Here is a 14,342-nt window from a genome sequence, read left to right as displayed (position 1 = left end):
TCGAAGGAGAATCATGGAACCGTATCTGCTCACGAACAAGACGGCGCTGGTCACCGGTGCCGCCCAGGGAATCGGCCTGGCCATCGCCACCGCATTGGCCAGGCGGGGTGCCTCGGTGGGGATCGTCGATCTCAAAGGCGCCGAGGAGGCTGCCGCAACGTTGGCCTCGGAGTACCCGAACCAGCGGTTCGCCGCGTTCTCACTCGATGTCCGCGACGCCGACGAGGTGACAGCCGCCGTGGGCTCGTTCGTTTCGACGTTCGGGGGCCTCGACATCCTCGTCAACAATGCTGGCACGGCCGCGCGCATCGGGATAGACGAGATCACTGCCGAGCAGTGGCAGCGGGATATCGAGACCAACCTCGGTGGGACGTTCAACTTCATCAAGGCCGCCGTGCACCCGCACATGTGCGATGCCGGACGTGGGTCGATCATCAACATCTCGTCGATCTCGGGCATCAATGGGGGAGCGGTGTCCGATGGGGAGGCCGGAGCCAGGTCCGGTCCGGCATATGCGGCGAGCAAGGGCGGGATCATCGCGCTGACGAAATGGGTGGCCAAGGAGTACGGACGCCAGGGCATCCGGTGCAACTCGGTGGCACCCGGCCCGGTCGAGTCGGCGCTCACCGCCGGTCAGGACTACGACACTTCAGGGCAGGCGCTCGACAGGATGGGCCAGCCCGACGAGATCGCCGAGGCAGTCGCATACCTCGCCACCGACGGTGCCGCGTTCACGACGGGGCAGATTCTGCGTGTCGACGGCGGGGCCGTGATGTCGTGAGCGGGTGAAATGTTCGGACGCGAGCAGTCGATCCCCGCATCATCCTCAGGATGGTGCGGGGATCGTTGTGTCTGCCGATCGGTCTGGCCGGGCGACTTCTTCGGTCAGTCGGTGCGGCGGACGAAGAGCTCGAAGGTCACGGCCACCGGGTTGGCTCCGGGCTCGAGTGTGCCGGGACTGACCTCTCCGTCGACGTCGACGACCTCTCCGGAGAGCGTGAACTGCGGTGCTGTGCTCTGTGCTCCGGTCACGGTGCCGCTCAGATGCGTGAACTCCACGGCGGGCCACGGGGCGGTGCTGCCCGTGAACACGGCACCGGTCGTGCTGCCGAGACTCGCGACCACCTCGGCGGAATCGAAGCCGGCATTGCGGCAGACGGCGAGGACCGCCTCGTCGAGGATCTCACCGGGACGGATCCGGGAGACGACGGAGTCAGCGGGGCGGGCTGCCGCGGCGAGGTCGGGCGCGGTTGATGATGACGCGGTGGCGTGTGCCGGTGTGACCGGGTGCGGTGCGAAGGCGGAGAACCCTGTCTCGGGATCGACGTCGCTGATCAGGCGGGCATCGGGCAGGGCGAAGAGCCGGATGGTCAGCCCGAACGGTCCTGCCAGCGTGCCCGGCAGCAGATGTCCGCCCCTGACCGTGCCCTCTGACTCGGTCCACGAGGCGTGGATGTGGCAGAAAGGTGTGCCCTCACGGAAGCCGATCGTCGCAGATGCGTGGCGAAGTTCCGCGGGGCTGTCAGCTCTGAATGCTTCGGTGAACGACATCGGGTGCTCGGCATCAGGGCCGTACGCGGGGTGGACATAGTCGATGTGGCCGAACTGTCCGGAGACGAACTCGGCCATGATGCCGGGCACGGCGAAGTCGGTCAGCGCTTGCTCGAGGGCGGCGAAGAGGTCGGTGCCTTCCGCGAGTTCGAGGACATGCTCGGTGCAGCGGGTCGGGACGGAGACGATGCGGGGGTTATGCCGTGGACCAGCGTGGACGACCGCAGTTCCGGGTGCCTTCAGCGGGAAGGTCGGCTGCTGCAGTGCTGTCGTCTCGGCTCCATTGCTCATGTCTCGATTATCGGCGTCGAGGAGTGTCGGCGCTCGCCAGGACCCATGATGTGGAACATGAGGTTCCAGCATCGTTCGAGGAATCAGAGACTGTTCTTCAGGGCCTCCACCATGAGGTCGAGACCGTGGGATTCGCGACGCGGGTCGGCTTCGAGGACCTGAATGTAGCGCGATTCGATATCCGGATCGACGATCGGAATCGCTTTGCAGCCAACCGCATCGAGATTCGTCGGAATGGTTCGACCGGCCATCATGGCGATCATGGACGTTCCCACAAGGGAGCGCAGCATGAGAACCGGACAGGTGGCCTCGAGTGATGGGGAGAAGACCTGCCCCTGTGCCCTCACCGCCTGCTCGATGCGCATTCGAGCGGTGTTTCCTGCAGGGAGTGTGCCGACGGGGTAGTCGGTCATGTCGCTGATGAAGAGACTGGCGCGCTCAGCCAGCGGATGGTGTCCATCGAGAATCGCGAAATTCGTCGCTTCCACCTCGGCGACCTTGCGGACTCCTGGCAGTGTGCCGAATTCGTGACTGGAGACGGAGAAATTCACGCACAGGTCGGCCCGTTGGTTCCGCAGCACCTGCAGGGCTTCGACCGAGCCTCGGTCGATGATGCTGACCTGAACTCGGTCTGTGGTCCGAACCAGTCGGTTGATGGCATCGGCTACCACCGTCTGCCCCAATCCGGTGCTCGTCACGATCGAGACGGTTTCGACAGCGCCCGAATACTCCCCGAACGAATCGGCGAGCAATTCCGACTCTGCAACAGTTCTGCGCGCGAAGTCCGCCACTGCCAAGCATTGAGCCGTAGGAAGGACGCCAGAACTCGATCTCTCGAAGAGCTTTGTGCCGTAGTGCTCCTCCAGGCTTCTGATCTGGCGACTTGCCGTGGAATGTGAGATGAAGGTGGAGCGTGCGGCAAGATGGATCGACCCGTATTCGACAACGGCAAGCAGGGTCTTGAGACTGCGGAGATCGGTCATCGTGGTCGTCCTTCGGCCGGGTTCGAGTCCAGGGTACGTCGGTGGTGCAGGAAATGCACCACCTCGGTGCGGGAACCGCACCCGAGAGTGGACTGATCCGCATTTCGCTGAGACTTCGCTTGGGCGATGCTGACAAACATGAACGCAGAGAACACCGCCCGCGACGTTGCGGCGACAACCTCCGAGACCCGAGCCGACCTTGCCCGAAGTGCGAGCGAATTCGTCCGCAGCACCGGATTCCTCGAGCGACTATCCCGTCGTGTCGCGCGTCGCACCGAAAGCCAAGCTCCCGGAGGCGGGCCGGCGGCGCTGGCCTACCTCAGCGAAGAGCTGGTTCCGGAACTCGACGAACTCGGCTTCGCCTCGACCATCCACGACAATCCGGAATCGGACGAGCATCCGCTTCTCATCGCCAAGCGCGTCGAGGACGAGCAGCTGCCGACGGTGCTGCTCTACGGCCACGCTGATGTGCAGTTCGCCCACGACTCGCAGTGGGCCGATGGGCTCGACCCCTGGGTACTCACCCGTGACGGCGATCGACTGTACGGTCGCGGCACCGCCGACAACAAGGGCCAGCACAGCGTGAACACGGCGGCACTGCGGACCGTCCTCGATGGACTTCGCGCGGAAAGAGGAGTCGCCGAGGCGAAGCTGGGATACAACGTCACGATCCTCATCGAGACCGCTGAGGAGGCAGGATCCAAGGGCCTCCGCTCCTTCGCAGCAGCACATGCCGAAGAGCTCTCGGCCGAACTCTTCCTCGCCTCCGACGGTCCACGGATCGCCGCCGAGGTGCCCACGCTGTTCCTCGGCTCCCGCGGGGCATTGAATTTCCGACTCGTCGCCCACGAACGCGACGGCGACCATCACTCGGGCAATTGGGGCGGTCGTCTGCGGAACCCGGCCACGGTCATCGCCGCAGCGATCAGCTCTCTGGTCGACGGCAACGGCGTCATCCAGATCCCTGCTCTGCGTCCCGACGCTCCTCCCGCCTCGGTGCTCGATGCGGTGGCGAAGCTTCCCGAGATCGCCGAGGAGGGAGCACCGGAGACCGATCCGGACTGGGGCGAGCCCGGCCTGAGCCCGGCAGAACGGGTCTTCGCATTCAACGTCCTCGAGGTTCTCGCCCTCGACGCGGGCGATCCGGCTCAGGTCGTCAACGCGATCCCCGGCGCCGCCTCGGCGAGCATGCAGCTGCGATACGTCGTCGGCACCGATGTGAGTGACTTCGAGAACCGGGTCCGGACCTTCCTTGAAGAAAACGGGATCCATGGGGCCGCGGTCGAGTTCGAACACTGCATGCCGGCCACACGATTGGACCCGGGAGCACGAGTCGTCACGGCGGCGGTGGACTCGATCCGTGAGACGACCGGACTCGAGGTCGCCGTCGAGCCGAACCTCGGAGGCACGATCCCGAACGATGTATTCGCCGAAGTGCTCGGGCTGCCGACGGTGTGGGTGCCGCATTCCTATCCGGGCTGCAACCAGCACGCACCCGATGAACATGCCCTGGTATCGATCCTCGAACAGGGTGCGGAGATCATGACGGGAATGTTCTGGGACATGCATATGCGTCCGGACGACTGGTTCTCCTCGAAATGATCCCGCCAGCTGTCGGAGAACCCATGTCGCCGACAACCAATTCATCCCACCACCACACTGCAGGCAAAGGAGCCCGGTCATGACAGAACGGCTGTCAGCGCAGAATACCGCTGAGAACAAACCGGTGAAATCGTGGAAGGTCATCACCGCGGCCTCGATCGGCAACGCCCTCGAGTGGTACGACATCTCGGTCTATGCGTACTTCTCCGTCTACATCTCCGTGGCGTTCTTTCCCTCCGAGAGTCATGCGGTTTCGGTGATGCTGGCCTTGGGCACTTTCGCGCTTTCGTTCTTCATCCGCCCGGTCGGAGCAATCATGCTCGGCAGCTTTGCTGACCGGAAGGGACGCAAGCCGGCATTGACGCTGACAATCTGGCTGATGTTCGCAGGCACCCTGATGATCGTGCTCATGCCACCGGCACATGTCATCGGACTGGCCGCGCCGCTGCTCATTCTGCTCGCCCGACTCATCCAAGGGTTCGCCGCCGGAGGAGAATTCGGCTCGGCGACGTCTCTCATGGTCGAACATCTGCCCGATCGGCGCGGCTTCGCCGCCAGTTGGCAGTTCACCTCGCAGGCGATGTCGACGATCTTGGCTTCTGTCATCGGTGTGGCCGTGACGACGACGCTGACTCAGGAGAAGCTTGAGACCTGGGGCTTCCGCCTGCCATTCATCGTCGGGCTCCTCGTCGGCCCGGTGGGACTCTACATTCGTCGGCATGTTCCCGAATCTCCTGAGTTCGCCGCTGCCCAGGCAGAGAAGCCCAAGGAAGCGGCGGCCATCGGGGGTGTGCTGCGGCATCACAAACTGGCGGTGCTGTTGGCGATCGGCGCGATCGCCGTCTCGACGTGCCTGAACTACTTCATCACGTATGTCCCGACCTACGCTGTGGACAACCTCGGTATGAACAGCTCCGCTGGGTTCTGGGCGACCCTGGTGTCCGGGCTCGTGCTGTTGTTCTGCACACCGGTCGCCGGCTACTTCTGCGACAAGGTCGGGCGGTTGGCATTCATGATTCCGGCGGCGCTCGCGGTCATGGTGCTCACCTGGGTTCTCTTCACCTGGGTCGTCGCTGCCAACGCGCTGACGGTGCTCATCGTCGTGGTCATCATCTTCTCGATCCTGAAGGCCGCCTACTACGGTCCACTGGCCAGTGTCATGGGCGACATCTTCCCGACCGAGGTGCGAGGGACCGGGCTGTCGCTGGGCTACAACGTCGGCGTTGCAATCTTCGGCGGACTGACCCCGCTGGTGGCGGCCTGGCTCATCGGCATCACCGGTGACGCGAAAGCCCCGGCCTATTGGGTGCTGCTCGCCGGAGCACTGAGCGTGGCGGCGATCCTCGTGGTGTGGAAGAAGCTCGGCGTCCGGTGACGCCGACTGGGATCGGTGCCTCGTCAAAGATGGGGCCGTGGCCGATTGCGGCCACGGCCCCGACCGGGCGCAGTCGGACCTCAGGCGTTCGATGGAACGGCGGCGGCCGCCTCGGCGCGGGTTCGTCTCTTCTTCTCGCCGACGTGGCCGATCACGGCTGCGGCGGCGATCATGACGGCGACGAGGGCGATGCCGATCCACTGATTGAGCATGAGCGTGGCGGCACCGGCCAGCGCGCCGATGAGGATGAGGACGACGGCGAGGGCTCGGCGAATCCACCGAATGTTGTCACCTCCGGCCAGGCTTGAATCGGCGGCGAGGCCGACGATCGTCGAGGTCACGACCACGGTGGTGACGTCGGCGATCTTCATCTTCCGTGCGGCCGCGGCCTGCGCGCCCATGAGAGCGGACAGGGCTGAGGTGAAGATCGTGCCGGCAAGACCGATCTCGGGGTCGGGGACGACCGCGACGTAGACGGACAGTGCGGCACAGCCGACGGCGACGCCGGAGAAGATCACGGTCGTCCGGTGGTGCCAGTTCTCGCCGATGTCGCCGAGGATGCGACCCGACAGTGCGGCTCCGAGCATGAAGAACACGAGTGCAAGGGCGGGGCGGAGGACGGGAACGCCGTCGGCGCCGGCGAGGCCCATGCCGAGGATGACGACGTTGCCGGTCATATTGCCGGTGAAGACCTTATCGAAGCCGAGGTAGCCGATGGCGTCGACCATCCCGGTCGAGAAGGTCAGCAACAGCAGCATGGCCAGGTCGAGGCGACGAGTCATGGAAGCATCCCATCGTTCAGAAATTTCTCAGTGGTTGTATACAAAACTCTAAACAGCATATAGATTGTATGCAAATATTCCTCATCGACCTGTTGCCCTCATGGGAGTGCGTGTGAAATTACGGATGGTTGCAGCGCTTGCCGGTGCTGTTCTGCTAGCCGGATGCGTTCCGGTTCAACCCTTGGAAGATCCGCCTGACCGTACCGACGTGAAGTCGGTCGGCGCGGAGCCGGGAGATTTCAGGGAAGGTGGTGACCTCGTCATGGCCCTGTCCTCTGAACCGGATCGACTCGACCCGACCACCTCCTCGTCTCTCTACACTCGCTACGTCATGCAGACGATGTGCCAGAAGCTCTACGACATCGACGACAAGGGTGAGATCACCCCGATGCTCGCGACCGAACTCCCGGCGATCTCCAAGGACGGCAAGACGGTGAGGATTCCGCTGAAGGACGGGGTGAAGTTCGCCGACGGAACCGAGTTCGGCGCCGAGGCGGTGAAGACGACCATCGAACGCGGGCTCAATCTCGAAGAGTCCTCTCGAGCCGCCGAGCTCGGACCCATCGACGACGTCACCGCGCTCGACGACCACACTCTCGAAGTCACCTTCGAGAAACCCTTCGCTCCTTTCACCGCAGCACTCGCCGACCGGGCCGGAATGATCATGTCGCCGAAAGCCCTGGAGGACGAGGGCGATGACTTCGGCGACAACCCCGTCTGCGTCGGGCCGTTCAAATTCGAGGAGCGCATCGCCCAGACATCGATCAAGGTGGTCAAAGACCCCAACTACTACGACGCCGACAAGATCCACCTCGACTCGATCACCTACCAGATCATGACCGACGCCAATATCCGCGCCGCGAACATTCGGTCAGGAGACGTCCAAGTCGCCGATACGATCTCCCCGCAGGATGTCGACGCCCTCGACGAGGAGACCGGCATCGGCCTCCTGCAGTCGAACTCGCTCGGGTACCAAGGACTGACGGTCAATATGAGCTTCGGCGACAACCCCGCGAACTTCGAGACACCGTTGGGGCAGGACCCTAAGGTACGTCGAGCATTGTCGATGGCCATTGATCGCAAGGCCCTGGTCAACACCGTCTTCAACGGATGGTTCTCACCGGCGTGTTCCGGCATCGCCCCCGACAGCCCCTTCGCAACGGATGCGAGCAACGACTGCGTCGACTACGACCCCGAAGGCGCGAAGAAGCTCCTCGAGGATGCCGGGGTCGAGCTGCCGCTGAAGGTGAACATGAAGGTCTCGAACACCCAGGACACCCTTCGTTTCGCCCAGGCGGTACAGGCGGCCACCAAGGAAGCCGGCTTCGACATCAAGGTTCAGCCGATGGAGTACACCGCCCTCCTCGATGCTCAGGACCGCGGTGACTACGAACTGCTTCAACTCGGCTGGTCGGGTCGCGTCGACCCGCACGGCAATCTCTACACCTTCCACTACCCGGAGGCTGCCAACAACGTCACCGGGGTCGATGATGACGAGCTCAGTGACCTGCTCACACGAGCCAGCGAGGTCACCGACGAAGGCGAACGCGCCGAACTCTACGGCCGGGCCTCCACGCGGATCGCGGAGATCAACTCGATCATTTACCTCTACCGGCAGAAGAACCTCACTGCCTACACCGAAAACGTCGCCGGAATCGACGTCTACTCCGACGGGGTCGTGCATCTCTCGGAAGCCGGCTTCCTCAAGAACGGAGGTCAGCGATGACCCGGTTCGTGCTCACCAAGATCCTTCACGCGATCATCACCTTCGTTCTCTCGGGGATCGTCATCTTCTTCGGCGTGCGTCTCCTTCCCGGCGATCCTGCTCTGGCTATGGCCGGCGAAGAGGCGACCCCCGAACGACTCGATGCGATCCGCGCGGACCTCGGCCTCGACCAGCCCCTTCTCGTCCAGTTCCTCAAGTTCCTCGGATCGATCGTCGCCGGCGACCTCGGTGATTCCACTCGCACGGGGCTGCCGGTCACCTCGATGATTGCGACCACGCTGCCGGTGACTCTCTGGCTTGCTCTCTACGCCATCGTCGTCGCAGTGGTCGTCGGCATCGCGTTGGGCATGCTCGCCGAACGCTACCGCGGGAAGTGGCCGGAGATCGGCAGCAACTTCATCGCCCTTCTCGGGCTCTCGGTACCGAATTTCTGGCTCGGACTTCTAGCGATCCTCGCCCTGGCGGTGAGCCTGGGCTGGTTCCCTGCGTCGGGCTATGTCGATGTGCTCTCCGATCCGATCCGCGGCATCTACTACCTCACCCTGCCGGCAGTGATCCTCGGTACCAGCCTGGCCGCGGTCATCACCCGACAGACGAGAGCCTCGATGATCGAGACCATGGGGACCGACTACGTGCGAATGGCGCGAGCCAAAGGACTCTCGCGCCCACGGGTGCTCTTCCGCTACGGACTGCGCAATTCGCTCATCGTCCTCGTCACCATCGTCGGCCTGCAGCTGGGCGGACTGATCTCCGGAGCGGTCGTCACCGAGCGGATCTTCGCTCTGCCGGGCATCGGCAAACTCACACTCGACGCGGTCTTCTCCCGTGACTATCCGGTCATCCAAGCCGTCGTCCTCGTCATCACCGCCTCCTACATTCTCATCAATCTGGCCGTCGACATCCTCTACTCGGTCATCAACCCCCAGATCCGCGTCAGCGAGGATGCCTCATGAGCACACCCATCGTCACCAACACGGACAAGAGCACCCAAGGACTCGCCCCCGAGTTCCACGCCTCGAGCAATCGCGCACTGTGGCTGCTGCGCTCGATCCTGTCGACCCCGATGGGAATCATCGGCTCGGTCATGGTCGTCATCGTCCTCATCATCGGAATCTTCGCTCCGCTCATCGCCCCCTACGGCTTCGCCCAGACGAACTTCGAGGTCCCGTTCCAGGTCCCAGGCACGATCGGCTACGTCTTCGGCACCGATGACCTGGGCCGTGACATCCTCTCGCGGCTCGCCTTCGGCGTCCGCGCCTCTCTGCAGGTGGGGCTGCTGGCTGTGGCGCTCGCCGTCGTCGTCGGGACTCCTCTTGGGCTGCTGGCCGGCTATTTCCGTGGACTCGACTCTGTCATCTCGCGGCTGACCGACGTGACTCTGGCGTTCCCGTTCCTCATCATCGCCGTCGGTCTGGCAGCGATCTCGGGACCCAGCCTCTCCAATGCTGCGATCGCCTTGGGCATCTCGCAGGTGCCCACGATGATCCGGGTTGTCAGGGGTGAGACGATGCGGCTGAAGTCTGCGGACTTCGTCAAGGCCGCAATCGCCACCGACGCGTCGAAGGCTCGTATCCTGGGCATGCACATCCTGCCCAACGCCGCCTCGGCGGTCATCGTCCAGGCCACGGTGATCCTGCCGACCGCAGTGATCGGAGAATCGATGCTCTCCTTCCTCGGACTCGGTATCCAGCCGCCCTCGCCGAGTCTCGGGATCATGCTCTCCGACGCCCAGCAGTACATCTTCCGTGCACCCTCGACAGCACTGTTCCCCGGCCTGGCCATCCTCTTCATCTGCCTGGCCTTCAACCTCTTCGGCGACGCTCTGCGCGACGCCCTCGATCCGAACTCCAAGAAAGGACACTGACGTGTCGTACACCCCACCTGCCGTCTTCACCACCCGCCCCACGCTCGAAGGGCACTTCGGGATGGCCGCCTCGACGCACTGGCTGGCCACCGCAGTTTCGCAGGCGGTTCTCGAGCGCGGCGGCAATGCCTTCGATGCTGCGGTCGCCGGTGCGTTCCTCCTGCACGTCGTCGAGCCCCACCTCAATGGCCCGGGTGGTGACATGACAGGCATCTTCGCGACTGCTGAGGACCCGGCACATCCGCGGGTGATGATGGGGCAGGGCCCGGCGCCCGCGGCAGCGACGATCGAGCACTACCGCGGAGAAGAACTCGACATGGTTCCCGGTTCGGGTGCGCTTGCCGCCGCCGTCCCTGGCGCTGTTGACTCCTGGCTCAACCTGCTTGAACATCACGGCACCTGGGAACTTGCCGACGTGCTCGACTTCACGATCGACTATGCCGAAAATGGCCACCCGGTGCTCGACCGTGTGGTCGGGACGATCGAGCGCGTCCGCGAGCTCTTCACCGACCACTGGCCGAGCTCGGCGGAGCAGTGGATGCCTGAGGGAGAGATTCCTCGGGCCGGAGACCTCGTGTTCAATCGTCCCTACGCCGAGGTCCTGCGTCGACTCATCGCCGCCGGAGACGGTGCCGAGTCCCGCGAGGCCCGCATCCAGGCCGCGCGGCAGGTGTGGAAGTCCGGATTCGTCGCGGAGGCGATCGCCCGCTTCATCGCCACCCCGCATAGGCATGCGACCGGGAGTGACCACGCCGGAGTCATGACTGCTGACGATATGGCGGGCTTCAATGCCCACTTCGATGACCCGGTGACCATCGACTTCCGCGGATACCAGATCGCGAAGATCGGTGCCTGGGGGCAGGGGCCGGCGCTGCTGCAGAGTCTGAAGATCCTCGAGGGATTCGACGACGAACGGCTTGATCCCTCGAGCGAAATCGGCGCACACACGATCCTCGAAGCACTCAAACTCGCCATGGCGGACCGCGACACCTACTACGGTGACGGAGACGTCGACCTCGACTGGCTGCTCAGCGACGACTATGCCGCGAGCCGCCGTGCGCTCATCACCGACAACGCCTCGCACGACTTCCGACCAGGCACCGGGCGTGACGGCAGCGAGCCCGCCTTCCGGCCGCCGCTCGTGCCCGAAGGAGCGGACAAGGATGAGCTCATCAAGGCCGGGATCGGCGAGCCGACAGTCCAGAAGAACGGCACGAACAACGGCGACACCTGCCACATCGACGTCGTCGACCGATGGGGCAACATCATCTCGGCAACACCGTCGGGAGGGTGGTTGCAGTCCTCGCCTACGGTGCCGGAGCTCGGGTTCTGCCTCGGCACACGGCTGCAGATGATGTGGCTCGATGAGACCTCACCGTCTGCGCTGACCCCGGGTAAGCGACCACGGACTACTCTCACGCCGACGCTGATTTCGAAGGACGGCGAGCCCGTCATCGCCCTCGGGTCGCCTGGCGGTGACCAGCAGGAGCAGTGGCAGCTGTTGCTCATCCTCCGCCTCCTCGTCGGCGGCTACACCGCTCAGCAGGCCATCGATGCTCCGGCGCTGCATACGACAGCCCTGGCGGGATCGTTCTGGCCACGCACCTGGGTGCCCGGTGGAGCAGTGGTCGAGGACCGCCTCGGCGACGGTGTCATCGACGGACTCATCGCCCGGGGGCACGCGGTGACTCGGGCCGGATCCTGGGACCTCGGTCGACTCTCGTGTGTCACCCGGGATCCAGACACCGGACGGCTGACGGCCGGAGCGAATCCCCGCGGTGCCCAAGGGTACGCGGCAGGAAGGTGAGAACGATGAGCGAGGAATTCGTACTCGAGGTCTCCGGCCTCGAAGTCTCCTACGGGGCTCCTGTCCTCCACGATGTGAACTTCGCGCTTGCCCCGGGGGAGAGGCTGGCCCTCGTCGGACAGTCCGGTTCGGGGAAGTCGACGACCATCGGCGCGATCCTCGGTCTGCTGCCGGGTTCCGGCAGAGTCAGCGCGGGATCGGTGCGCTATCGCGGAGAAGAACTCGTCGATGCCGATCGTGCTCGCCTGCAGACCCTGCGCGGCCGGTCGATCGCGCTCGTGCCGCAGGATCCGATGGCCAGCCTCAATCCGAGCATGCGTGTGGGCGATCAGATCGCCGACGCACTGCGCACCTACGGAATGTCGGATACCCGCGAAGTGAACCGAACCGTAGTGCGGCTGATGACCGAGGCGGGCATCCCCGAGGCGGAGACGCGGCGGCGGTCCTATCCGCACGAGTTCTCCGGCGGGATGCGGCAACGCGTGCTCATCGCCATCGCTCTCTCAGGCGATCCCGACCTCATCATCGCCGACGAACCGACGTCTGCCCTTGACGTCACGGTCCAGAAGCAGATTCTCGACCATCTCCAGGATCTCGTGACCGAACGCGGCACGTCTCTGCTGTTCGTCACCCACGACCTCGGGGTGGCAGGGGAGAGGACTGACACCGTCCTCGTGATGAACGAGGGACGCGTCGTCGAGCGCGGGGAGCCCGAGCACGTGCTCGGCGATCCGCAGGACGAATACACACAGGCGCTGGTCAAGGCTGCGCCGAGCATCGTCGTCGACCGCAATCGAGATCAAGAGTCCGACCGAGCGGGCGAGTTCGACGCCGCGACCGCCCCGGCGAATGTGCTAGAGATCGACGACCTCCACAAGGTGTACCGGCTGCGTGGGCGGGGCCGGGAGGTCCATGCTCTCAAGGGAGTCAGCCTGACCGCCGAGCGAGGGAAGACGACCGCGATCATCGGTGAGTCCGGATCGGGCAAGTCGACGATCGCGAAGATCGTCCTCGGGCTGGAGAAGGCGACCAGCGGCACGGTTCTCGCGGGCGGACGCAACGTCGATGCGACCTCGAGGTCGGAACGCAGCACCCTGCGGCGCTTCAGCCAGCCCGTGTTCCAGGACCCCTACTCGTCACTCAATCCGATGTGGAGCATCGAGCGGATCGTCCGCGAACCGCTCGACGTCTTCAAGATCGGCACCCGCGCCGAACGGACGAAGAAGGTCGCCGAGGTACTCGACCATGTGGCGATGCCCACGTCGATGAGCGACCGCCGCCCTGCCGATCTCTCCGGTGGGCAGCGACAGAGGATTGCGATCGCTCGGGCCCTCATCAGTGAGCCTGAGCTCCTCATCTGCGACGAAGCCGTCTCTGCGCTTGATGTTCTCGTCCAGGAGCAGATACTCGCCCTGCTGCGGAACCTGCAGTCCGATCTGGGCGTGAGCTGCCTGTTCATCACCCACGATCTTGCAGTCGTGGCGAACTTGGCCGACGATGTTGTAGTGATGAAGAGCGGAGAGATCGTCGAGGCCGGCGCGACCAGGGACGTCATCGACCACCCGACAGCCGACTACACCCAGAAGCTCTTGGCGGCCGTGCCCGGTTCCGGTCTCCTCAATGTCTGAGCCTGCCCCGCCCGCAGCCCCCTCGAGCAGCGGGGACGTCGGTGCACGGATCCGGGCCGACATCATCGCTGGAGTCCATGCTCCCGGCACCAAGTTGCGGGAAGTCGCGCTGGCCGAGCAGTACGAGGTCTCCCGCATTCCGATCCGCGAAGCCCTGCGGTCGCTGGAGGCCGAGGGGCTGGTCGAATCACGGAAGTACAGCGGCTCGATCGTCGCGCCTTCACCCGTCGAGGATGCCGAAGACCTCTTCGAGATCCGCATCGTGCTCGAGTCGGCGACTGCGAAACGCGCTGCCAAGCGTGCGGCTGAGCTCAATGCCAGTGATACTCCGGACGCTAAGTGGCGAGAGCTGCGCAAGGAGATCAGCGAAATCCTCGATGCCGGGGACATCGTCATTGGGCAGGAGCGCTTCGAAGACCTCGCAGTGCTCAACATGCGCTTCCATTTCGCGGTCGCCGAACTCAGCGGGAGCTTGTCGTTCATCAGCCTGCTGCGTCAGATCTCCGGCAAGATCGAGTGGCTGTACTCGCTCAACGTCACTCGTCGCGGACCCCAGGCTTGGCCCGAACACCGCGAGATCATCGCGGCCATCGATGCCGGCCAGGAGGCGAAGGCAGCCGAAGTGATGGCCCGGCATGTCCGCCGCAGTCGAGACTCCTACTTCGCCATGATGTCCGACACCGACCGTCCCAGGACTACCTGACGGCGGCTCAGCAACCTGGCGCCAGGTTGC

Annotated in this window: 12 protein-coding genes; 9 read left to right on the top strand and 3 right to left on the bottom strand. The window is 64.4% G+C overall.

The features are described 5' to 3' along the window. Positions 1 to 13 precede the first annotated feature (13 nt). Positions 14 to 781, top strand: coding sequence for an SDR family NAD(P)-dependent oxidoreductase (locus D3I60_RS04890; protein WP_262775021.1), 768 nt, complete (start codon positions 14 to 16; stop codon positions 779 to 781). Positions 782 to 885: 104 nt separating this feature from the next. Here D3I60_RS04890 and D3I60_RS04885 read toward each other — a convergent pair whose 3' ends face one another. Together D3I60_RS04885 and D3I60_RS04880 are read right to left on the bottom strand one after the other, a co-directional pair. Further along, positions 886 to 1,842 (bottom strand): DNA-binding protein, encoded by a 957-nt coding sequence (locus tag D3I60_RS04885; protein ID WP_262775020.1) that lies wholly within the window; start codon positions 1,840 to 1,842, stop codon positions 886 to 888. An 83-nt stretch (positions 1,843 to 1,925) separates the two neighbouring features. Then, positions 1,926 to 2,825, bottom strand: a complete 900-nt coding sequence (locus D3I60_RS04880) for a LysR family transcriptional regulator (RefSeq protein ID WP_262775019.1) — start codon at positions 2,823 to 2,825, stop codon at positions 1,926 to 1,928. A 138-nt stretch (positions 2,826 to 2,963) separates the two neighbouring features. Here D3I60_RS04880 and D3I60_RS04875 point away from each other — a divergent pair, with 138 nt between their 5' ends. Then, a complete protein-coding gene (locus D3I60_RS04875) occupies positions 2,964 to 4,427 on the top strand; it encodes a M20 family metallopeptidase (RefSeq protein WP_262775018.1) in 1,464 nt (487 codons plus the stop codon). Positions 4,428 to 4,506: 79 nt separating this feature from the next. Beyond that, complete coding sequence (locus D3I60_RS04870) at positions 4,507 to 5,802, top strand: MFS transporter (RefSeq protein ID WP_262775016.1); 1,296 nt, start codon at positions 4,507 to 4,509, stop codon at positions 5,800 to 5,802. A gap of 80 nt (positions 5,803 to 5,882) precedes the next feature. Here the strand turns inward: D3I60_RS04870 and D3I60_RS04865 are convergent, their stop codons facing one another. After that, complete coding sequence (locus D3I60_RS04865; protein WP_262775015.1) at positions 5,883 to 6,584, bottom strand: YoaK family protein; 702 nt, start codon at positions 6,582 to 6,584, stop codon at positions 5,883 to 5,885. Positions 6,585 to 6,846: 262 nt separating this feature from the next. On the opposite strand from D3I60_RS04865, the gene D3I60_RS04860 reads away from it, so the two are divergent. From D3I60_RS04860 to D3I60_RS04835, 6 genes are read left to right on the top strand one after another with little or no spacing between them, the layout of a single operon-like run. Further along, positions 6,847 to 8,310 (top strand): ABC transporter substrate-binding protein, encoded by a 1,464-nt coding sequence (locus D3I60_RS04860; protein WP_262775014.1) that lies wholly within the window; start codon positions 6,847 to 6,849, stop codon positions 8,308 to 8,310. Next, positions 8,307 to 9,263, top strand: coding sequence for an ABC transporter permease (locus tag D3I60_RS04855; RefSeq protein WP_262775013.1), 957 nt, complete (start codon positions 8,307 to 8,309; stop codon positions 9,261 to 9,263). The genes D3I60_RS04860 and D3I60_RS04855 overlap by 4 nt, the downstream gene beginning before the upstream one ends. After that, on the top strand, positions 9,260 to 10,174 hold the full coding sequence (locus D3I60_RS04850) for an ABC transporter permease (protein WP_262775012.1): 915 nt from the start codon (positions 9,260 to 9,262) through the stop codon (positions 10,172 to 10,174). The genes D3I60_RS04855 and D3I60_RS04850 overlap by 4 nt, the downstream gene beginning before the upstream one ends. Position 10,175: 1 nt before the next feature. Further along, on the top strand, positions 10,176 to 11,981 hold the full coding sequence (locus D3I60_RS04845; RefSeq protein ID WP_262775010.1) for a gamma-glutamyltransferase family protein: 1,806 nt from the start codon (positions 10,176 to 10,178) through the stop codon (positions 11,979 to 11,981). Positions 11,982 to 11,986: 5 nt separating this feature from the next. Then, complete coding sequence (locus D3I60_RS04840; protein ID WP_262775009.1) at positions 11,987 to 13,609, top strand: dipeptide ABC transporter ATP-binding protein; 1,623 nt, start codon at positions 11,987 to 11,989, stop codon at positions 13,607 to 13,609. Next, entirely contained in the window at positions 13,602 to 14,312 is a 711-nt protein-coding gene (locus D3I60_RS04835) for a GntR family transcriptional regulator (protein ID WP_262775008.1), read from the top strand. Before D3I60_RS04840 ends, D3I60_RS04835 begins: the two co-directional genes overlap by 8 nt. Positions 14,313 to 14,342: the final 30 nt, after the last annotated feature.

The organism is Brevibacterium permense (assembly GCF_025506275.1).
GTDB classification, from domain to species: Bacteria; Actinomycetota; Actinomycetes; order Actinomycetales; family Brevibacteriaceae; genus Brevibacterium; species Brevibacterium permense_A.
This window is presented reverse-complemented; position numbering and strand designations above follow the sequence as displayed.